At 71.0% G+C, this 20,318-nt stretch carries 17 protein-coding genes; 7 read left to right on the plus strand and 10 right to left on the minus strand.

Features of this window, described 5'->3' with window-relative positions; translation table 11 throughout:
* The 4 genes from ABZ016_RS33920 to ABZ016_RS33935 all read left to right on the plus strand — a co-directional run.
* Positions 1-1,155 (plus strand): pectinesterase family protein (locus tag ABZ016_RS33920; protein ID WP_356920541.1); only part of this gene is annotated, 1,155 nt, incomplete at its 5' end.
* Positions 1,156-2,184, plus strand: a complete 1,029-nt coding sequence (locus ABZ016_RS33925; RefSeq protein WP_356920542.1) for a pectinesterase family protein — start codon at positions 1,156-1,158, stop codon at positions 2,182-2,184. It abuts the gene before it with no gap.
* Entirely contained in the window at positions 2,177-3,442 is a 1,266-nt protein-coding gene (locus tag ABZ016_RS33930) for a pectate lyase (RefSeq protein WP_356920543.1), read from the plus strand. Before ABZ016_RS33925 ends, ABZ016_RS33930 begins: the two co-directional genes overlap by 8 nt.
* On the plus strand, positions 3,429-4,586 hold the full coding sequence (locus ABZ016_RS33935) for an alpha/beta fold hydrolase (protein ID WP_356920544.1): 1,158 nt from the start codon (positions 3,429-3,431) through the stop codon (positions 4,584-4,586). Before ABZ016_RS33930 ends, ABZ016_RS33935 begins: the two co-directional genes overlap by 14 nt.
* A 3-nt stretch (positions 4,587-4,589) precedes the next feature.
* Here the strand turns inward: ABZ016_RS33935 and ABZ016_RS33940 are convergent, their stop codons facing one another.
* Positions 4,590-6,797 carry a family 43 glycosylhydrolase gene (locus ABZ016_RS33940; protein ID WP_356920545.1) on the minus strand — a complete coding sequence of 736 codons (2,208 nt, stop codon included), beginning with the start codon at positions 6,795-6,797 and terminating at the stop codon, positions 4,590-4,592.
* Positions 6,798-7,043: 246 nt separating this feature from the next.
* Here ABZ016_RS33940 and ABZ016_RS33945 point away from each other — a divergent pair, with 246 nt between their 5' ends.
* Entirely contained in the window at positions 7,044-8,198 is a 1,155-nt protein-coding gene (locus tag ABZ016_RS33945; RefSeq protein WP_356920546.1) for a right-handed parallel beta-helix repeat-containing protein, read from the plus strand.
* 226 nt (positions 8,199-8,424) lie between these two features.
* Here the strand turns inward: ABZ016_RS33945 and ABZ016_RS33950 are convergent, their stop codons facing one another.
* The 3 genes from ABZ016_RS33950 to ABZ016_RS33960 all read right to left on the minus strand — a co-directional run bounded on the left by ABZ016_RS33950 (position 8,425) and on the right by ABZ016_RS33960 (position 10,878).
* Positions 8,425-9,258 carry a pectate lyase gene (locus ABZ016_RS33950; RefSeq protein ID WP_356920547.1) on the minus strand — a complete coding sequence of 278 codons (834 nt, stop codon included), beginning with the start codon at positions 9,256-9,258 and terminating at the stop codon, positions 8,425-8,427.
* Positions 9,259-9,418: 160 nt separating this feature from the next.
* Complete coding sequence (locus ABZ016_RS33955; RefSeq protein WP_356920548.1) at positions 9,419-10,282, minus strand: hypothetical protein; 864 nt, start codon at positions 10,280-10,282, stop codon at positions 9,419-9,421.
* The gene (locus ABZ016_RS33960; protein ID WP_356920549.1) at positions 10,279-10,878 is read right to left on the minus strand and encodes a SigE family RNA polymerase sigma factor; all 600 of its coding nucleotides are present in this window, start codon (positions 10,876-10,878) and stop codon (positions 10,279-10,281) included. Before ABZ016_RS33960 ends, ABZ016_RS33955 begins: the two co-directional genes overlap by 4 nt.
* Positions 10,879-11,148: 270 nt before the next feature.
* On the opposite strand from ABZ016_RS33960, the gene ABZ016_RS33965 reads away from it, so the two are divergent.
* Positions 11,149-12,606, plus strand: coding sequence for an NCS2 family permease (locus ABZ016_RS33965; RefSeq protein ID WP_356920550.1), 1,458 nt, complete (start codon positions 11,149-11,151; stop codon positions 12,604-12,606).
* A 72-nt stretch (positions 12,607-12,678) separates the two neighbouring features.
* Here the strand turns inward: ABZ016_RS33965 and ABZ016_RS33970 are convergent, their stop codons facing one another.
* From ABZ016_RS33970 to ABZ016_RS33995, 6 genes are all read right to left on the minus strand, one after another.
* On the minus strand, positions 12,679-14,136 hold the full coding sequence (locus tag ABZ016_RS33970) for a penicillin-binding transpeptidase domain-containing protein (RefSeq protein WP_356920551.1): 1,458 nt from the start codon (positions 14,134-14,136) through the stop codon (positions 12,679-12,681).
* 75 nt (positions 14,137-14,211) lie between these two features.
* Entirely contained in the window at positions 14,212-14,874 is a 663-nt protein-coding gene (locus ABZ016_RS33975) for a response regulator transcription factor (protein WP_356920552.1), read from the minus strand.
* Between the two features lie 80 nt (positions 14,875-14,954).
* On the minus strand, positions 14,955-16,229 hold the full coding sequence (locus ABZ016_RS33980; RefSeq protein WP_356920553.1) for a histidine kinase: 1,275 nt from the start codon (positions 16,227-16,229) through the stop codon (positions 14,955-14,957).
* Complete coding sequence (locus tag ABZ016_RS33985) at positions 16,226-17,233, minus strand: hypothetical protein (protein WP_356920554.1); 1,008 nt, start codon at positions 17,231-17,233, stop codon at positions 16,226-16,228. The genes ABZ016_RS33980 and ABZ016_RS33985 overlap by 4 nt, the downstream gene beginning before the upstream one ends.
* Before the next feature lie 96 nt (positions 17,234-17,329).
* On the minus strand, positions 17,330-17,800 hold the full coding sequence (locus tag ABZ016_RS33990) for a GNAT family N-acetyltransferase (protein WP_356920555.1): 471 nt from the start codon (positions 17,798-17,800) through the stop codon (positions 17,330-17,332).
* Positions 17,801-17,803: 3 nt separating this feature from the next.
* Positions 17,804-18,577, minus strand: a complete 774-nt coding sequence (locus ABZ016_RS33995) for an IclR family transcriptional regulator (protein WP_003989371.1) — start codon at positions 18,575-18,577, stop codon at positions 17,804-17,806.
* A 121-nt stretch (positions 18,578-18,698) separates the two neighbouring features.
* On the opposite strand from ABZ016_RS33995, the gene ABZ016_RS34000 reads away from it, so the two are divergent.
* Positions 18,699-20,228, plus strand: coding sequence for an aldehyde dehydrogenase (NADP(+)) (locus ABZ016_RS34000; RefSeq protein WP_356920556.1), 1,530 nt, complete (start codon positions 18,699-18,701; stop codon positions 20,226-20,228).
* The last annotated feature ends 90 nt before the right edge of the window (positions 20,229-20,318 follow it).

The raw sequence follows: 20,318 nt of genomic DNA on the forward strand, positions 1-20,318 counted from the left end.
GCGGCTGAACATGCCGTCGGCCCGGCATTTCGTGGCGAGCTTCGACCGGCCCAACATCCAGTACCGGATCGTGCCGAAGGCGGACCCGAAGATCGGGCGGCCACCCGCCCGGGACCGTTCGGCCGGTTCGGGTCGCCCGCCGCGCGAACCACCCCCAGGACGCTGTACGTCCACCCGGGCGGCGCCGGGGACTTCACCACCGTCCGGGACGCCGTGGCCGCGGCTGGGGGCGCCTCCCAGGCGTTCAGCACTGGGGGAAGCACGGGATACACGCTGGTCATCGCGCCGGGCGTCTACCGGCAGACCGTCGCCGTCGATCCGAGCCGTACCGAGATGACGTGGATCGGGGCTAGCGAGGACCCACGGGACGTGGTGATCGTGTACGACAACGCGGCCGGGACGCCCAAGCCCGGCGGCGGCACCTACGGCACCACCGGGTCCGCCACCACCACTGTGCAGGCCGACGGGTTCACCGCCCGCTGGATCACCTTCGCCAACGACTGGCTGCGCGCCGACCACCCCGGGATCACCGGCACCCAGGCCGTCGCCCTCAAGGTCCAGGGCGACCGTTCCGCCTTCCACCACTGCCGGTTCCTCGGCCACCAGGACACCCTGTACGCCGACTCCATGGCGCTCGGCACCTTCGCCCGCCAGTACTTCGCCCACTGCTACGCCGAGGGCGACGTCGACTTCGTGTTCGGACGGGCCACGGCCGTCTTCGAGCACTGCCGCTTCCGGACCCTGAACCGGACCGACCTGTCAGGCGCGCCCTACGGGTTCGTCTTCGCCCCTTCCACGGCCGGCGCCAATCCGCTGGGCTACCTGGTGACCAGGAGCCGCGTCGGCAGCCAGGCTCCCGACGGCTTCTACAAGCTGGCCCGCCCCTGGGTGCCCAGCTCCGACACCACCGCCCGGCCCATGCTCACCGTCCGGGACACCTGGCTCGGCCAGGGCATCGATCCGGTGGCTCCCTACACCAACATGTCGGACACCTACCCCTGGCAGTCGATGCGGTTCGCCGAGTACCGCAACACCGGACCGGGCGCGAGGATCACCGTCCCGGAGAACCGGCCCCAACTCACCTCCCGGCAGGCCCGGTCCGCGACCCGCACCGCGTACCTCGGCGACTGGGAGCCGTGGAAGGAGGCGTGCTGAATGCACCGGCGTACCCTGCTCACCGGATTCGCCGGCGGCCTGGTCGCCGCCGGAACCGCGCCCGCCTTCGCCTCGGCCGGCCGCCGCATCCTGCGCGTCCGGCCGGGTGACTCCGTCCAGGCCGCCGTGGACGCCGTGGACGGGCCGGGCTGGACCGTCGTCGTGCACCCGGGGACGTACCGCGAGGTCGTCAGCGTCCCGGCGGGGAAGGCCGGGCTGACCCTCAGGGGTGCCACCCGCGACCCGCGTGACGTCGTGATCGTGTACGACAATGCGGGCGGCACGCCCCGGCCGGACGGTTCCGGTACCTACGGCACCGCCGGTTCCGCCACCTTCACCTCGGCGGCACCCGGCCTGACCGTCCGCGACCTGACCCTGGCCAACGACTGGCTGCGCGCCGACCACCCCGAGATCACCGGCACCCAGGCCGTCGCGGCGTACACCTACGGAGACCGCACCCGCTTCGAGAACGTCCGGCTCCTCGCCCACCAGGACACCCTCTTCGTCGACACGAGCGCCCTCGGCGCCTTCGACCGGCAGTACTTCCGGAACTGCTACGTCGAGGGCGACGTCGACTTCGTCTTCGGACGGGCCACGGCCGTGTTCGAGCGGTGCCACTTCCGCACCCTGGCACGGGACGTGGACTTCACACCCAAGGGCATGGTCTTCGCGCCCTCCACGGCCCGCGCGAACCCCTACGGCATCCTCGCCGTGTGCTGCCGCATCACCTCCGGCGCCGAGGACGCGGCGTACAAGCTGGCCCGGCCGTGGGTACCGTCGTACGAGACCACGGCGTGGCCGTCGCTGGTCGTGCGGGAGACCCGGATCGGGCCGGGCATCGACGCGATGACCCCGTACACGAACATGCGCGAGGCCTACCCCTGGCAGTCGATGCGGTTCGCCGAGTACCGCAACACGGGTCCGGGGGCCGTCGTCTCCGTGCCGGAGAACCGGCCCCTGCTGACCCGGGGGCAGGCCGCCTCGCACACCAAGGAGACGTACCTCGGCGACTGGCGGCCCGGTGCGTAGGGCCGCGGCGCTCCTCCTCGGCGTGTGCCTGCTCTGGCCGGCTCCCGCGGCCTCAGCCGCCGAACGCGGCCCCGTCGGCTGGGCCTCGACCGGCTCCGGCACCACCGGCGGGGCGGGCGGCAGGACCTGGACGGTGGACAGCCGCGCCGAGCTCGAGGAGGCCCTGGCGAACGACGGCGACCCGACCGCGCCCAAGGTGATCCGGGTCGTCGGCGACATCGACGGCCATGAGGCCGACGACGGTTCCCTGCTCGGCGAGCAGGACTACGCGCCCGGCTACGACCTCCGCAGGTACATGTCCTGCTTCGGCGAGGACGGCGCCGCCTGGTCCGACACCCGCTTCGACTACTGCAAGCAGCAGCGACAGCTCCGCCAGACCGGCTCGAACAAGGAGAAGGCGCAGATCCAGCTCACCGTGCCCAGCAACACCACGCTCGTCGGCGTGGGGCGCGACGCGCGGCTGCTCGGGGTGTTCCTCACCGTCAACACCGGGACCGACATCATCGTCCGCAACCTCCGCCTGGAGGCGCCGGTCGACCACTTCACCAGCTGGTCCCCGGACGACGGCACGCGGGGCAACTGGAACGCCCGTTTCGACGCGCTGACCGTGATCACCGGGAAGAACGTCTGGATCGACCACTGCACCTTCACCGACGGCCGCTTCCCGGATCGCGAGGCACCCCTCGGCTTCCACGGCGAGCGCGTGCAGCGGCACGACGGGCTGCTGGACATCGAGGACGGCTCCGACTTCCTCACCGTCTCCGACAGCCGCTTCGAGGACCACGACAAGGCGATCCTGATCGGCTCGGGTGACGGACGCGGCGACCGGGACCGCGGGCACCTCAAGGTGACCTTCGCCCGCAACCTGTTCACGGACATCACGCAGCGCGCCCCGCGGGTCCGCTTCGGGCAGGTGCACGTCGTCAACAACGTCTACCGCGGGGGGCCGCCGCTCTACGCCCTGGGCGCCGGAGTGGAGTCCGCGGTCTTCTCCGAGCGCAATGTCTTCCGGTACCCACGGGGTGGTCCTTCCCTGGCCCTCGCGGTCTACGGGGGCGAACGGTTCCGCGACACCGGCTCCTGGTTCAACGGCCGGCCCGCCCGCCTGAACGCCGTGGCGAGCGGCCTCGGTCTCGGGAACGACGTCGGCTGGGATCCCGCCGACGCGTACGACTACCGCGCCCTCACGTCCCCGTCGGCGACCGAACGGTACGTGCTGCGGCACGCCGGAGCGGGGAGGTCCCATGGACGCGCGTGAGACGCTCGGCCGGCGGCGCTTCGTGGTCGGGGCCGGCACGGCGCTCCTCGCCGGGGGAGTGGTGAGCGGGGCGGAGGCGGCGGTGGTGGACGGCCCGCTGCCCGACTTCCATCCCGCGCTGAAGGACGCCCTGACCTTCCCGCTCGCCTGGGGCAGGTCCCCGATCCGCGACGTCCGCGCCTGGCGGCGCGCCGCCAGGGCCACGGTCGAGGAGCACCTGCTCGTCGACCGGCAGGACGGGACGCCGTACGCCCCGGAGACCGCCGGGCGTGCCCAAGGGGAGGCATACACACGGGAGTTGGTCACCGTCTCCCTCACCCGCTACGAGCGCGTACGCGGCGCCCTGCTCACCCCGTACGGCCGCGGCCCCTTCCCCGCCGTGCTGCTCCTGCACGACCACGGCGCCAGGTTCGACATCGGCAAGGAGAAACTCGTCGAACCCTGGTACGACGACACGCGGCTGGCCTCCGCCCGGTCCTGGGCGGACAAGTACTTCAGCGGGCGGTTCGTCGGCGACGAACTGGCCCGGCGGGGGTACGTGGTGCTGTGCCTGGACGCGCTCGGCTGGGGCGACCGCGGCCCCCTCGCCTACGAGCAGCAGCAGGCCCTGGCGTCCAACTTCTACAACCTGGGCTCCTCACTCGCCGGGCTGATGGCCCGGGAGGACCAGCGGGCCGCCGCCTTCCTGGCCGGACTCGACCGGGTGGACGCCCGGCGGGTCGCGGCCGTCGGCTTCTCCATGGGCGCCTACCGCGCCTGGCAGACCGCCGCACTCAGCGACCACGTCGCGGCCGCCGCGAGCGTGTGCTGGATGACCGGCCTGAAGGAGATGATGGTGCCCGGCAACAACACCCTGCGCGGCCAGTCGGCCTACTACATGCTCCACCCGGGGCTCGCCCGGCACCTCGACATCCCCGACGTGGCGAGCATCGCCGCTCCCCGGCCGATGCTGTTCTTCAACGGCGGGCAGGACACGCTGTTCCCGGCCGAGGGCGTCCGGGTCGCGTACGACAAACTGCGCGCCGTCTGGCGTGCGCGCCACGCCGGGGAGCGGATACGGACGAAGACGTGGCCGGAGCTCGGCCACGTCTTCACCCGCGAGATGCAGGACGAGGTCTTCGACTGGCTCGACGACGTCCTGTGAGGCTCACCGCCGTACCGGCTCGATGCCCTCCAGCGTCGGCACCACCGGCTTGATGGTGCCGTCGGCCGCGAACTCCATGCGGTCGACGGTGGTCTCGCGGTGCATGCCGTCGCCGCCCGGCCGGCCGGGACCGTTGAGGGCGAAGCGGTGGTAGACCATGTACCAGTCGTCGGTGCCGGGGGTGTTCACCACCGAGTGGTGACCGGTGCCGAGGATCCCGTACTCGGGCCGCTTCTCGAGGATCGTCCCGCGCTTGGTCCACGGGCCGAGCGGGGACGGCCCCGTCGCGTACGCCACGTGGTAGTTCTCGCTGCGGGTGTCGTCCTCCGACCACATGAAGTAGTACGTGCCCTTCCGCTTGATCACGAAGGAGCCCTCACGGAAGTTGTCCGGGGTGATGTCCTTCACCTTCGACGCGTCGAAGGACACCATGTCGTCGCCCAGCGGCACCACGTACCCGTGGCCGTTGCCCCAGTACAGGTAGGCCTGCCCGTCGTCGTCGGTGAAGACCGCCGGGTCGATCATCTGGCCCTTGAGCGACCCGCCCTTGGCGACCAGGGGCTTGCCCAGGGCGTCCTTGAAGGGGCCGGCGGGGGAGTCGGCCACCGCCACGCCGATCTGCTGCTCGGCGCAGAAGTAGAAGTAGTACTTGCCGTTCCGCTCGGCGATCGCGGGCGCCCAGGCGTTCTTGTCGGCCCAGCTCACGTTCGGCCCGAGGTCGAGGATGACGCCGTGGTCCTTCCAGTTGACCAGGTCCTTCGACGAGTACGCCTTGAACTTGGTGCCGCTCCAGCCCTGGAAGCCGTCCGTCGTCGGGTAGATCCAGTATCTGCCGTTCAGGTAGTGGACGTCGGGGTCGGCGTTCAGGCCCGGCAGCAGGGGGCTGCGGGTGCGCACCGCCTCGACCGTCCAGGTGCGCCTGGTGCCGTCGGCGGCCGTCACCGTGTACTTCTGTGCCGTGCGGAAGTCACGGCGCGTGCCGGACTTCGGGCTGAGCTTCGCGCCCTCACCGACCCACAGCTTCGGGGCCAGGCCGCGCAGGTCGGCGTCCGGCTCCATCGGGAGGACGACCTTCGAGGCGCTCTCCGTGACGATCGCGTAGCCCTTCTGGTGCTTTGCCGTCGCGTCCACGACCGAGGCGGGCGACGACGGGTACGCGGCCAGCAGGCGGTCGTACTCCTTCTGCGTCACCGGCAGGACCGTGCCGTGCCGGGGGCTCGCCGGGAGCTGGTAGTCCGTGGACGGCGTCCACTTGCCCGAGGCGAGGTCGGTGGTCTCGAACGGCACGTAGCCGCGACCGCCGTACTCGTCGATGAACAGGTACCACTTCTTCTCGGTGTTGGACTTGAACACCGTCGGGCCCTCACCGCGGTCCATCGCGCCCTTGCCGATGCAGTCGGCCACGAAGTCGTACTTCGTCGAGGTCAGCGAGGTCGACTTCTCCCCGGTGACGAACTTCGAGCAGGGGCTGGAGGAGCTGGGGTCCCGCTCGTCCTTGGTGTAGCGGTAGTAATCGTCCCTGTACTTCACGACCGTGGAGTCGATCACCGAGTAGCCGGGGTCGTTCCACACCTTGGGCTCGCTGAAGGTCCGGAAGTCCTTCGTGGTCGCGTACATCATCTTGTTGTACGTGTCGCCCTTGTGGTCCGGGTCGTCGTCGGCGTACAGCTTCGACGCCCAGAAGACGACGTACTCACCGAGCTCGTCGTCCCAGTAGGCCTCCGGGGCCCAGGTGTTGCCCGCGTTGTCCGGGGAGACCTTCACCAGGCGCTGGTCGGTCCAGTGGACGAGGTCCGTGGACTCCCAGACCATGATCGACTTGCTGCCGTGCCGCTGGACCTGGTCCCAGCTGCCGCTGGAGTTCTGGTACATCCGCAGGTCGGTGGCGATCAGGTAGAACTTGTCGCCCTTCGGGGAGCGGATCACGAACGGGTCGCGCAGGCCCTTCTCGCCGATGGTCGAGGTCAGGACCGGCTTGCCGGCGTTCAGCTCGCGCCAGTGCAGGGCGTCGTTGCCCCGGCTGAGGGCGTAACGGATCTGCTCGCCGTCGGCCGTGCCCTCGCCCGTGAAGTAGGCGAAGAGGTAGCCGGCGTACTTGGAATGCTTCACGGGTGGTGCTCCGGGGTCGGCGGTGCTGGGGGGCGCCGTGAGCAGGGTCAGGAGGAGCCCCGTCAGGGCCAGGAACGGAAGCAGGAGCGTGCGGGGGCGCATGACACTTCCTGTCGGAGTCTGGGGGATTCTGTTGGATAGCGGCCCTCGGAGTTTCACCGGACGGGGACAGGGCGTCAACGGGTGTGCGTGAGGCCCGTGGTTCCGAAAGTTTCGAAACCGGGGACGTGCCGTGCACGTGACGGCGGCAACCCTTTCCCGGCCCGGTGGCGACTGCTGGACGGAAACGGCCCGGAGCGGGCCCCTCCGGCCGTCTCCGTCCACCATCCCCCAGGAAAGGAACGCTCCGTGCTGCTCAGCACCGGACGCCATCGCAGGACCCGTACGCTCACCATCGCCGCCGCGGTGGCCTGCGCCTCGGGCGCGGCAGGCGTCTGCCTCGGACTGTCGGGCGAGGGCGCGCAGGCCGCCTCGTCGACGGTCACCGTCTCCACCGCGGCCCAGCTGGAAACGGCCGTGAAGAACGCCACCGCCGGTACCGTCATCCAGGTCCGCGGCGGCACCTACTACCCGGCCGCGACCCTCAAGTCCACGGCGAACGGCACGAGTTCGGCCCCCATCACGCTGCGCGCGTACGGCGGCGAGAAGGTGCGGATCGACGGCTCGAAACTGCCCGACGGCTCCTGGCTGGCCGGGATCTACGGCGACCACTGGACCGTCGAGAACCTCGCCTTCGTCAACTCCCCGGCCCAGGGCTTCGTCGCGACCTCCTCAGCCGGCGGCGTCTTCCGGAACCTCGTCACCGCCGGCAACGGCGACTCCGGCTTCACTCTGCGCGGCGACGGCACCACCGGCAACCTCGTGCAGAACCTGGACAGCCACGGCAACTACGACCCGGCCGGCCACGGCCAGAACGCCGACGGCATCGCCGTCAAGTTCGGCTCGGGGACGGGCAACAGGATCACCGGCGCCCGGCTGTACAACAACTCCGACGACGGTCTCGACCTCTGGCAGTTCTCCTCCCCGGTCACCGTCGAGCACTCCTGGGCCTTCGGCAACGGGGAGAACCGCTGGAACGATCCGGACTTCGAGGGCAACGGCAACGGCTTCAAACTGGGCGGCGGGGGAGCGTCGGTCGCCCACGTCGTCAACAACAACGCGGCCTGGGACAACACGCTGCACGGCTTCACCGAGAACTCCAACACCGGGGCCGTCGCCCTGAACCGCAACACCACGTACGCCAATGCCGAGAGCGGCTTCTACTTCGCCACCGGAAAGGCCCGCCTCGGCAAGAACCTCGCCGTGGGCGACAAGGGCGGCCCCGCGAAGCTGGGCTCCTCGACGGTCTCCGCCGGCAACAACTGGGACAGTGGCGTCAGCACCCCGCCCTTCCGGTCGACGGACGCCACGACCGCGTACGCGGCACGCAAGGCGGACGGTTCGCTTCCCGCGACGACGTTCCTGACGACCGGCTCCACGAGCATCGGCTCGACGATGGACTAGAGCCCGCCCTTCGCCACGCACACACGGCGACGCCCCCGCCGGTGCGAATCGGCGGGGGCGTCCCGTGAACCGGCCGAGGGGGGCTCGGCCAGTGCGGTTCGACCGCCCGGAGGGGGGCTCCGGGGGGTCGTGGCGCCGGGTGGTCCGACTGGGGGCCCGGACATCCGGCGGCCGGCCGGCCCGAGGGGGGTTTCGGGACCGGCCGGAGCTCAGGCGGAGTGCGACCTCACTGGTAACTGATGTCGGAGGCCTTGAACTTGCAGGTCTTGCCGTCGGGGCCGGGCGGGGTCAGCTCCTTGGGCTCCTTGCCCGTGTTGTTGCCCTCGAAGCGCACACAGGTCTTGATCTTCTTCTTGCTGTCCCCGTGGATACGGATCTTCGACAGTGTCGCGGTGTCGCCGTAGTTCTCGTTGACGCCGACGATCGAATTCATCGGGGCCGTCACGTCGATGTCGTTGAGCACGATCGTGCGCTTGTGCTGCGTCGAGCAGTTGCCGCAGGAGCGCACCAGCTTGCCGGCGTCCTCCACCTGGAAGCCCGAGACGTTCAGCGTGCCGGCGCCGTTGAACTGCAGCACCTTGTCGTCGGCCTTCTTCGCGCCGCCGCCGATCACCTTGTACACCGCGGACGACGACTTGCCCTTGAAGCTGGCCGCGTCCTCGCCGACGTCCAGCCACCACACGTTCTGGATCGTGCAACTGCCCTTGCAGTGCACGCCGTCCGCGGCCGGGCTGCCGATGATGACGTTCTTGAGGGTCGCGCCGTCGGCCAGCTCGAAGAGGGGGTCCTGGCCCTCGTCCTGGTTGTCCTTGCCGAGCGCGCCGGTGCCGTAGAACATCTTCATGCCGCCGTCGCGGACACCGGAGACCGGGATGGTCTTCGACACGGGCTCGCTGCCCGTGTCGGACGGCCAGGGGGACGCGGCGCTGGCGGTGGACAGCATCGACGTGGTGACGATCGCCGCTCCCGCGATACCGAACGCCGACAGCCCGGAGATCACCGCCCGCCGCTTGGTGACCCGACGGCGATGGCGGACGCGCTGTTCTGCTGGTGCAGTCATGTACCGATTCCTCAGATGGGGGGTGGTTCTTGCGCGTAGTGGTCGCCACCGGCGAGGAAAGGGTTGCCGGGTCTTCAAGGTTTTCTCACGCCAGCGCGTCAGGGCTCGCCGACGGCGTGGGTGCGGCCCGCCGCCGAGCGGTCAGCCGTACCCTGAGCGGTCAGCCGTCCCCGGCGTCGTCCCGGGTGTCGTCCACCGCGGCGAAGCCGCCCCCCACCGACAGACGGTGGGAGCCCGCGGCGGCTGTCACCGTGTACCGGTCCGCGCCCGCGTCCCGCCCGCCGCGGTCGTGGTCGAACTGCCCCGCGAACACCCACTCGCCGGCCGGGACCGTACGGCCCTTCTTGAGGGTCCAGGTGTAGACGAGGAAGCCGTCCTGCTCGTCGACCGTGAGGGTGAAGTCCTGCTCGGGCAGGGAGCGCCAGGCGCCCGCGTCGGAGACCCCGCCGGTCTGGGCGACCCGCAACCGCACGGACAGCGCGGTCAGGTCCTCGCGGTTCTTGAGCGTGACGTTGCTCTGCGCCCAGAAGTCGTTGCTGTGCGGATCGACCGAGCCGTCCGACCACAGCGGCCCGTCCTCGGTGGCGGCGGGCGGCTGTGCGGTGGCGGAGGCGCTCGGCTGCCGCGAGGGCGGCCGGCTGGACTCGCGGTGCTCCGGCGTGTCGCTCGGCGTCGGGTCCGCCGGCGGCACGGGAGCCCGGCTCGTCGCCTCCGGCGACGGCGTGGTGGGCGCCGGCGTCGGTGACGTCGCGACCTCCTGCTGCGGCGGGGCGGCCTCCTCCTTCACGGCGGAGGCGACCGCGTAGCCCCCCACCGCCAGCACACTCGCCACCGCGGCCGTCGCACCCGCCACCCGGAGCCACCCGAACACCGGTGGACGCGTGGACCGGTGGCCGGAACCGGCGGGCCCGGCCATGCCGCGCTCGACCCGGGCCAGGATGCGCTCCCGGTCGGGCTCGTGCGCAGCGGCCGCCTCGTGCAGCCGGGTGTGCAGTTCCTCCCGCACGTCCCGCGGCATGGTCATCGGTCCCTCCCTCCGCCCTCACCGGTGCGCACGCCCTCCACAGCGGGCGAGCAACGGGGCGCGCCCAGCGCCACGTGCATCCGCTGCGGCACCCCCTGCGTGCCCAGCAGACGCTGCAGTTCGGCCATTCCCTTCGAGGTCTGGCTCTTCACCGTACCCACCGAGACGCCGAGGGCGAGCGCGGTGTCCTTCTCCGAGAGATCGAAGGCGTGCCGCAGCACCACACAGGCCCGTTTGCGGAACGGCAGCCTGCGCAGGGCCTCCTGCACGTCGACCACACCCGCCACGTCCGGGTTCTCGGTGTTCTCCTCGCGCTGCGACCAGAACAGGGCGATGCGCCGTCGCTCGCGCACCGCGCTGCGGATGCGGGTGCGGGCGAGGTTGGCCACCACCCCGCGGGCGTACGCCGCCGGATGGTCGGCCGCGCGCACCCGGTCCCAGCGGTGCCACAGCGCCAGTAACGCGTCCGCCGCCAGGTCGTCGGCGGTGTCCGACTCGCCCGTCAACAGGTAGGCGAGGCGGGACAGTTCGGCGTAGTGGCGCTCGAAGAAGGCGTGGAACTCCACGGAGGCGGCGTCGTCGACGACAGTGCCCACGGGCGACCTCTCCTCGCAGCGGCTTCGGGCACTCCCGGGTGGGGGTGCTGTGAGTGTCATGTAGATGACATGTGAGTATCCGGGGGAGGCCCGGACGAGATCGGGAAGCGTAGCAGCGATCGTCAGGATGGTTCGTACGGAGCTTCGAACAGTGGTTGGCGGGCCGGACTCTGATTCCGTTACACGAAGAAAACCTGAACGTGGTTCAACGCGAGGAAAATCCAGCCAGCACCCGCACACCGATCACCCCGGCACCGAGGAGCACGCGTCATGTCCGAACCGCAGCAGGTGACCGACCGGCCACCCACCGCACCACCCCCGGTGAACAGCGTCGACCGGTTCTTCAGGATCTCCGAGCGGGGCTCCACCCTCGGCCGGGAGATCCGCGGCGGCTTCGCCACGTTCTTCACGATGGCTTACATCCTTGTCCTGAATCCCATCATCCTGGGCAGCGCGAAGGACAAGTTCGGGCACCAGCTGGACGCCGTCCAGCTCACCACCGCCACCGCACTGGTGGCCGCGGTCATGACGATCATCATGGGCGTGGCCGGCAATCTGCCGCTCGCGCTCGCCGCCGGACTCGGCCTCAACGCCGTGGTCGCCTTCCAGATCGCCCCGCTGATGAGCTGGGACGACGCGATGGGCCTGATCGTCCTCGAAGGCCTGCTGATCTGCGTGCTGGTGGTGACCGGTCTGCGCGAGGCCGTCATGCACGCCATACCCCAGCCGCTCAAGCAGGCGATCAGCGTCGGCATCGGCCTGTTCATCGCCTTCATCGGCTTCGTCGACGCCGGGTTCGTCAGCCGCATCCCGGACGCCGCGAACACCACCGTGCCGGTTCAGCTGGGCGGCACGGGAACGCTCACCGGATGGCCGATTCTCGTCTTCTGCCTGGGCGTCCTGCTGACGATCGGCCTGCTCGCGCGGAAGGTCAAGGGCGCCATCCTGATCAGCATCGTCTCCATGACGGCGCTGGCGATAGTGATCAACTCCATAGCCGACATCAAGACCTGGGGCCTGACCACACCCTCCTGGCCCGACAAGCTCGTCGACACCCCCGACTTCGGCCTCATCGGCCACTTCGACCTGTTCGGGGCGTTCAACGCCCCCGGCGTCGGCGTCATCACCGTCGTCCTGCTGGTCTTCACCCTGATCCTGTCCGACTTCTTCGACACCATGGGCACGGTCGTCGGCATCAGTGCCGAGGCGGGCCTGCTCGACGAGGAGGGCAAGGTCCCGAACCTCGGCCGGGTGCTGCTGATCGACGGGGCCGCGGCGGTCGCGGGCGGTGCCGCCTCCGCCTCCTCGGCGACCTCCTACATCGAGTCGGCGGCCGGCGTCGGCGAGGGGTCGCGCACCGGCTTCTCCAACCTCGTCACCGGCGGCCTGTTCGGCCTCGCGCTGTTCCTGACCCCGCTGCTCACCATCGTGCCGCTCCAGGCCGCCGCCCCGGCCCTGGTCGCCGTCGGCTTCCTGATGATGACCCAGGTCAAGCACATCGACTGGGACCGGTACGACATCGCGATCCCCGCGTTCCTGACCATCGCCGTGATGCCGTTCACCTACTCGATCACCAACGGCATCGGCGCGGGCTTCCTCGCGTACGTCGTCATCAAGACCGTGCTCGGGAAGGCCAAGGAGGTCCACTGGCTGCTGTGGGGGACCTCGGCGCTGTTCCTCGTCTACTTCGCGATCGACCCGATCGAGCAGGTGCTGGGAGCGAAGTGACGAACGGGCCGCCCCCGGGGGGAAGGGGGCGGCCCGTCCCGTCTGTACAGACGGCTTTCGTACCGCGGAGGTTCAGTCCTTCAGCGCCGCTCGCATCATCGCCTTGGCGACCGGCGCCGCCAGGCCGTTGCCGCTGACCTCCGAGCGGGCCGCGTTCGACTGCTCGACCATGACCGCCACGGCGACCTCCTTGCCCGAGGAGTCGGACTTCCCGTACGAGGTGAACCAGGCGTACGGCACCTGGCTGTTGTTCTCGCCGTGCTGCGCCGTACCCGTCTTGCCGCCGACGGTCGCGCCCGGGACCTGGGCGTTCGTGCCCGTGCCCTGCTCCACGACCGTCTGCATCGCGGACTGGAGCTGCTCGGCCGTCGAGGAGCTGACGATCTGCTTCGAGTCCGCCTCGTCGTCGTAGTCCTGCAGCACATCACCGCCGCTGTTGGTGATCTGCGAAACCATATGCGGCGAGACCAGCTTGCCGCCGTTGGCTATGGCCGACGACACCATGGCCATCTGCAACGGGGTGGCGGTCACATCGAACTGGCCGATGCCCGTCAGCGCCGTCTGCGACGGGTACATGTCGGAGGGGTACACGCTCGTGTACGCGCGCACCGGCACATCCAGCTGGTCGTCGTTGAAGCCGAACTTCTCGGCCATCGCCTTCACCTTGTCCTGGCCCAGCTTGACGGCCATCTTCGCGAAGACGTTGTTGCACGAGTACTCCAGAGCCGTACGGATCGTGGCGTTCGTGCAGGGCGCATTCGGGTTCTCGTTCGACAGGTCCTTGCTGGTGCCCGGCAGCCGGTACGGGTCCGGGCTGTCGGTCTTCTCGTCCACCGACGAGTACAGCCCGTCCTCCAGCGCGGCCGCCGCCACGACCAGCTTGAACGTCGACCCCGGCGGCAGCGGCTGGCGCAGCGCGCGGTTGGTCAGCGGCTTGTCCGGGTCGGTGGTGAGCCTCTTCCAGGCGGCCCCGGCCGTGTTGGCGTCGGTCAGCTCCGAGGGGTCGTACGACGGAGTGGACACGACCGCCAGGATCTTCCCGGTCTTCGGGTCGACGGCGACGGCTCCGCCCTTCTTGTCGCCGAGGGCGTCGTACGCCGCCTTCTGCACGTCCGGGTCGATCGTCGTGACCACGTTGCCCGGTTCGGCCCGCTGGTTGGTGACGGTGTCCATCACCGACTTCAGCCGGGGGTCCGTGCCGTTGAGCAGGTCGGCGTAGATGCCCTCCAGCTGGGTCGGGGCGTAGGCCTGCGAGGCGTATCCCGTCACGGCCGCGTACAGCTCGCCGTCCTTGTACGTGCGCTTGTACTTGAGGTCGCTCGTCTTCGCCGCGGCGGAGCCGGTGACCGACTTTCCGCCCACGATGATGTTCCCGAGCGGCGCCGAGTACGTCTCGATGGCGTTCCGCCGGTTGTCCTTGTCGTCTGCGAGCGCCTGGCCCTCGTAGAACTGCACCCAGGTCGCCCTGCCCAGCAGAGCCAACACGAGCAGCAGCGTGAAGACCGACGCGCGCCTGATCGTCTTGTTCATCCCGAACATGAGGACGAGCGAGACCGGGCGGATCGTTCCCTCCGTCCGGATTTCTCATCCGGAGGTCCGCTTTTCTCACCCGGCGTTAAGGAAGCCCGCCTCGTACGCCGCGATGACCGCCTGGGTACGGTCCCGGGCGCCCGTCTTGGCCAGGACCGCCGCCACGTGCGACTTCACCGTGGCGGGACCGACCTCCATCCGGCGGGCGATCTCCGCGTTGGTCAGCCCGTCCGCCATGTGCCGCAGCACCTCGCGCTCACGGCCCGTGAGCTTCGCCACCCACGCGGGCGGCGCCGGGTGTGCGCGGGCGTGCGCGGTCGCGAGCGTGCGGACGGCCGCCGGGAACAGCAGGCTGTCGCTGCGCGCCACCAGCCGGACCGCCTGCACCAGCGCGTCCGCGTCCGACCGCTTCAGCAGGAACCCGGCGGCGCCGACGCGCAGGGCGTCGTAGACGTAGGAGTCGTTCTCGAACGTGGTCACGACGATGATCCGGGGCGGCTCGTCCAGTGCGGTGAGAATCTGCTCCGTGGCGCGGATGCCGTCGATCTCCGGCATCCGTACGTCCATGAGGACGACGTCCGGCAGCAGCTCCCGCACCACCGACACGGCCTCGGCACCGGTGGCCGCCTCGCCCACCACCTCCAGGTCCGGCTCGGCGGAGAGGATGGCGCGCAGCGCGGTGCGGACCATGCGCTCGTCGTCGGCGAGGACGACACGGACGGGGTCCGGGCGGGTCATGCGGGTCCTTTCATCGTGGGTCGTGCGGGTTCGCCGGGGTGCCCTTCATCGTGGGTCGTGCGGGTTCGCTGGGCTGCCCTTCATCGTGGGTCCTGCGAGTTCGCATGGGTGCCTTTCATCGGCAGGAGTACGTGCAGCCGCCAGGTCCGGTCGGCCGTCGGGCCGGCCGTCGCCGTTCCGCCCAGCAGCCGGACCCGGTCCGCGATGCCGCGCAGCCCGTGGCCGCCGCCGGGGCGGGAGGAGGCGGCACCGTTCAGCGGGTTCTCCACGGCGATCTCCAGCTGCCCGTCCGCCGCCGCGACGCGTACGTCCACGGCGGCCCGGCCCCCGGCGTGCTTCAGGGCGTTGCTGAGCCCTTCCTGCACGATCCGGTAGGCCTCGCGGGAGAGCAGTGGGGGCAGCGCCTCCGGGTCGGCCTCGACCCTGGCCGTCACCCGCTGTCCGCCCGCCCGGGTGCGGCGCAGCAGACCGTCGAGGTCGGCGGCGAGGGTGGGCGCCGGGGCGGTGCCGGGGGCGTCACCCTCGCGCAGCACGCCCAGGACGGCGTCGAGTTCACCGACGGTGCGCCGGGTCGTCTCCTCGATCGCGGCGAGGGCCTCGCGGACGAACTCCGGGTCGGCGTCGAGGACGCGGCGTGCGGCGCTCGCCTGGAGGGTGACCGCGCTCAGCGCGTGGCCGACGGAGTCGTGCAACTCCCGCGCCAGCCGGTTGCGGACGGCCAGGTCCGCGGCGCGGGCCTCGGCGGCGGCCAGCCGGTCCTTGGGCGTCGGGCCGAGCAGCACCGGCGCCCAGCGGGCCAGCAGCGCGCCGCATCCCGCCGCGCAGCCGGCCAGGGCGACGAGCGAGGCGAGGCCCGCGACCGGCGCGAGCGCCAACGCCCAGGCGTGGTCGAACACTTCGGGAAAGCCGAGCCGGGTGCCGCCCAGCCCGGCGAAGACCGGCAGGGCGATCAGCACGGCGGCGAACGGCGGCAGGGCCAGCGACATCCCGGCGATGACCCCGCCGATCCCGAGGTGCAGCGTGAACCAGGCCGCCGTACGGCCCCTCTCGCCCCAGGTCCGGGCCGGTCCCGAGGCGATCCGGTCCGCGTCGACACCGCACAGCCAGCGCGCGTTGGCGGCCTCCAGCGGCCGGGCCGTCGGGAACAGGGAGGAGACGGCGGCGATCGGCAACCCCACACCGAACGAGGCGAGTTGGTGGGGGAAGGACCCGAAGACGTTCGTGTCGCCGGTGGCCGGGCCGATGATCAACGAGCCGACCAGGACGTACGGCATGGCGAGCGCGCCGCCGAGGATCAGATGGACCCAGCGCAGTCGGGCCCGCCGGCCGATCAGGAGCCGGACGGCGTCTCTCACACCGCCCGCCGTACGGCTCTGGCCGAGCGCTCCGCGAAGGAGTAGACGCAGATGGCGGCGACGAGCAGGCCGACGAGCATCTGCCCAGCGTAGGCGAGGTTCATCAGCGGTGTCGGACGATCCGCGAGGTCCGCCGCGCCGCCGAGCGGCGCGAGCGCCAGCCAGCCGCCCCAGCAGGCCACGGCACCGGAGCCGACCCAGGCCAGGCCGAGCGGCACCGACACGGGCAGGGCCGGGAAGCGCCGGAAGGCCAGCAGTAGCCCGCCCGTTACGGCCGCGACGAGGAACACCACGAACACGGCCTCCAGAACGTGGAAGTCACCGCCTCGGTCCGCCGCCCGGCCTTCGCTGAGCCCAGCCCCCGCACCACACGCCCAGAGGACGTGGAGGGTGAGCGGCAGCAGGGCGAGCACGGCCGCGGCGACGGCCAGGGCCCGGTGGGCCGCCCCGACGGCACCGACGGGCACCTCCCACACCCGGCCGCGCCACAAGTGCCCCCAGCGGTCGTGGGCGTACAGCACGAACAGGGCGCCCAGGGCGAGCCCTTGCAGGATGAACCCCGAGTACACGACGGTGAACACCCACTCGTGGAGGAAGGGCTCGCGCTCCGCGCCCGGCGTGCCGCCGCTCCCGAACGCCTTCACGACCAGCTGTGCCGGGAACCCGGCCGTGATCGGCGCGAGCAGCCCGGTGGCGACCCACACGGGGAACGCCGTCAGCCAGGCCGGCACCCGCAGCCCCCACGGCCGGGTCAGCACCAGCGCCAGCACGATCACCGCGCTGTCCAGCAGCACGGAGAGACCATTGATCACGGCCATGCCCACCCGGTCGTCGAGCAGCCCGCTCCCGTCGGGGATCCCGACATGACTTCCGGCGACCCAGGCGGTCTTGAGACCGAGGTAGGGCAGGCAGGAGAGGACGGCGACGGTACGGAGGACCCGCCGGGGGCGGCTGAGACGGACGGCGGGGCGGGGGACGGCCGCGGGCGCGAGGGGCTGCGTCATGCGATCATGCTCCCGCGCGGCAGCCGCCCGGCACGTCCTGCACGACGACGATCCGCCTCCGCCGGACGGGGGAGAGGACACCCCGGAGGTGTCCGCCTAGCCCTCCAGGAGAAGCACCGTCTCGTCGATCTCCGCGCCGCGCGCGTTGGCGTACCCCCTGGCCGACGCGACGGTACGGAACCCGCACTTCTCCAGGACGCGCAGGGACCCCGTGTTGTCCGTCGCCGCCCGGGCGTACAAGGGGCGCTCGGGTACCTCCGTCAGCAGCGCCCGGAGGGCCGCCGTGGCGATGCCCTTCCCCCAGTAGGCGCGGTCGACCCAGTACGTCACCTCGCGCTCGCCCGGCTCCCCGTAGACCGCCGCGCTGCCGATCACGTCACCGTCCGCCAGTACCGTGCGGACCACGGCGGACGAGGACCGGACCCGGGCCCAGTGGGCGTCGAAGGCGTCCCGGTCGGACGGGTCCTCGGGGGTGAAGGCCGCCATGTGGAGGGCCTCCGGGTCGTTCATCTGCCGGTAGAAGACCGGCAGATCGCTGTCGTGGACCTCGCGCAGCTCGACATTCATGCCTCAGAGCCTACGGGTCGCCAGTGTCAGCCGGTCCCGCGCGTCGAACAGGGCGTCCTTCACCAGCTGTTCGTGCGCCGGCGTCAGCCGGGCCACCGGCACGGAGCAGCTGATCGCGTCCCGCGCCGGGGTGCGGTACGGAATCGCCACCCCGAAGCAGCGCAGCCCCAGCGTGTTCTCCTCGCGGTCCACGGAGAAGCCCTGCTCCCGCACCTGGTGCAGCTCCTCGATGAGCTTCTCCCGGTCGGTGATCGTGTGCTCGGTCAGCGCCGGCAGCGTCTCCGGGAGCATCTTGCGGACCTGCTCGTCCGAGTACGTGCTCAGCAGCGCCTTGCCGAGGGACGTGGAGTGCGCGGGCAGCCGGCGGCCGACCCGGGTGAAAGGGCGCAGGTAGTGCTGCGACTGGCGGGTGGCGAGGTAGACGACGTTCGTGCCGTCCAGGCGGGCCAGGTGGATCGTCTCCGTCGTGTCGTCGGAGAGCCGGTCCAGGGTCGGCCGGGCCGCCGCCACCACCTCGTCGCCGTCGATGTACGACGTGCCGACCAGCAGCGCCCGCACCCCGATGCCGTACCGCGTGCCGGTCGCGTCCGTCTCCACCCAGCCCAGCTCGACGAGTGTGCGCAGCAGCATGTACAGGCTGGACTTGGGGTATCCGACGGCCTCCTGGACCGCCGCGAGGGAGTGCATACCGGGCCGCCCGGCGAAGTATTCCAGCAGTTCAACGGTCCGTACCGCGGACTTGACCTGTGCCCCGCCGCCTGTCTCGGCTACCGACATCGCCCTTGACCCCTTCGTTCGACGGGAAATAGTCTCCAACAGCATATTCATCATCAGAGACAGCGTTCAGTATATCGAACATCCCTGGTGAATGACCCAGATACACGTGGAGGGACCCGCGGTGGCAGCAGCACCAGTCTGGAGTGTCGACCCCCGAACCGGGAAGCAGCGTGAACAGGTTGCGGTGGAGGCCACAGCCCAGGAGGTGGACGCCGCCGTCCGTGCCGCGCACGAAGCGCGCGGCGCCCTCGCCGACCGCACCGTCCGCGCCGCCTTCCTGCGTACCGCTGCCGACGAGCTGGAGGCGGCCAAGGACGGTCTCGTCGAGACCGCCGACGCCGAGACCGCGCTCGGCCCGGTCCGGCTCACCGGCGAGCTCGCCCGCACCTGCTTCCAGCTGCGGGCCTTCGCGGACATCGTCGACGAGGGCGCCTTCCTCGACGTCGTCATCAACCACCCCGACGACACCGCGACCCCGCCGATCCCCGACCTGCGCCGCTACAAGGTGTCCCTGGGTGTCGTCGCCGTCTACTCCGCGTCGAACTTCCCCTTCGCCTTCTCGGTCGCCGGCGGCGACACCGCGAGCGCGCTGGGGGCCGGCTGCCCGGTCGTCGTCAAGGCCCACCCGGACCACCCGGCCCTGTCCGAGTACGTCGCGAAGGTGCTGCGCCGGGCCGCCGCAAGGCACGACATCCCCGAGGGCGTCGTGGGCCTGGTCCACGGCTTCGAGGCGGGCGTCGAGCTGATCAAGCACCCGCTGGTCGCGGCGGCCGGCTTCACCGGGTCCGTGCGCGGCGGACGCGCGCTGTTCGACGCGGCCGCGGCCCGTCCCGTGCCGATCCCCTTCCACGGCGAGCTGGGCTCCCTGAACCCGGTCGTCGTCACCGAGGCCGCCGCCGCCGAGCGGGCCGAGGCGATCGGCTCCGGCCTGGCGGGCTCGATGACGCTGGGCGTCGGCCAGTTCTGCGTGAAGCCGGGCCTCGTCCTCGCCCCGTCCGGTGCCGCCGGTGACGCCCTGCTGAAGTCGCTGACCGACGCCGTCAGCGACACCGACGCCGGGGTCCTGCTCGACCACCGCATGCGCGACAACTTCGTCGCGGGCGTCGCCGAGCGGGCCGGGCTGCCCGACGTCGACTCACCCGTCACGCCCGGCTCGGGCGGCGACCACACCGTCAGCGCGGGCTTCCTCACGGTGCCGGCGAGCAGGCTGGCGGCGGAGGGCGAGCACGACCTGCTGCTGGAGGAGTGCTTCGGCCCGGTCACCGTGGTCGCCCGCTACGAGGACGAGGCCGAGGTGAAGGCGGTGCTGTCGCGGCTGCCGGGCAACCTCACGGCGACGGTGCAGCTGTCCGAGGAGGAGGCCGCCGGGCAGGGCCGTGGTGCGGAGCTGCTGCAGGAGCTGACGCCGCTGGCGGGTCGTGTGCTGGTCAATGGCTGGCCGACGGGTGTCGCCGTGGCTCCTGCCCAGCACCACGGGGGGCCGTACCCGGCGACGACGTCGACGTCCACGTCTGTGGGTGGGACGGCGATCGAGCGGTGGATGCGGCCCGTTGCCTATCAGAACACCCCCGAGGCGTTGCTGCCGCCGGAGCTGCGGGACGAGAACCCCTTGGGACTGCCTCGTAGGTTCAACGGGCGTTTGGAGCGTTAGCGCCGTGGGGGTGCGGTGCATTGCGGGCTGCCGGTTCGTTGTGATTGATCGCGCAGTTCTCCGCGCCCCTTCAGGTGATTGCTGAAAGAC

The organism is Streptomyces sp. NPDC006372 (genome assembly GCF_040612515.1).
Classification (GTDB): Bacteria; Actinomycetota; Actinomycetes; order Streptomycetales; family Streptomycetaceae; genus Streptomyces.

Bases quoted from the DNA above. Each gene is read 5' to 3' on its own strand.
- ABZ016_RS33925 (WP_356920542.1), top strand. From the start codon at position 1,156: ATGCACCGGCGTACCCTGCTCACCGGATTCGCCGGCGGCCTGGTCGCC.
- ABZ016_RS33935 (WP_356920544.1), top strand. From the start codon at position 3,429: ATGGACGCGCGTGAGACGCTCGGCCGGCGGCGCTTCGTGGTCGGGGCC.
- ABZ016_RS33940 (WP_356920545.1), bottom strand. From the start codon at position 6,797: ATGCGCCCCCGCACGCTCCTGCTTCCGTTCCTGGCCCTGACGGGGCTC.
- ABZ016_RS33950 (WP_356920547.1), bottom strand. From the start codon at position 9,258: ATGACTGCACCAGCAGAACAGCGCGTCCGCCATCGCCGTCGGGTCACC.
- ABZ016_RS33955 (WP_356920548.1), bottom strand. From the start codon at position 10,282: ATGACCATGCCGCGGGACGTGCGGGAGGAACTGCACACCCGGCTGCAC.
- ABZ016_RS33965 (WP_356920550.1), top strand. From the start codon at position 11,149: ATGTCCGAACCGCAGCAGGTGACCGACCGGCCACCCACCGCACCACCC.
- ABZ016_RS33970 (WP_356920551.1), bottom strand. From the start codon at position 14,136: ATGAACAAGACGATCAGGCGCGCGTCGGTCTTCACGCTGCTGCTCGTG.
- ABZ016_RS33975 (WP_356920552.1), bottom strand. From the start codon at position 14,874: ATGACCCGCCCGGACCCCGTCCGTGTCGTCCTCGCCGACGACGAGCGC.
- ABZ016_RS33985 (WP_356920554.1), bottom strand. From the start codon at position 17,233: ATGACGCAGCCCCTCGCGCCCGCGGCCGTCCCCCGCCCCGCCGTCCGT.
- ABZ016_RS33990 (WP_356920555.1), bottom strand. From the start codon at position 17,800: ATGAATGTCGAGCTGCGCGAGGTCCACGACAGCGATCTGCCGGTCTTC.
- ABZ016_RS33995 (WP_003989371.1), bottom strand. From the start codon at position 18,577: ATGTCGGTAGCCGAGACAGGCGGCGGGGCACAGGTCAAGTCCGCGGTA.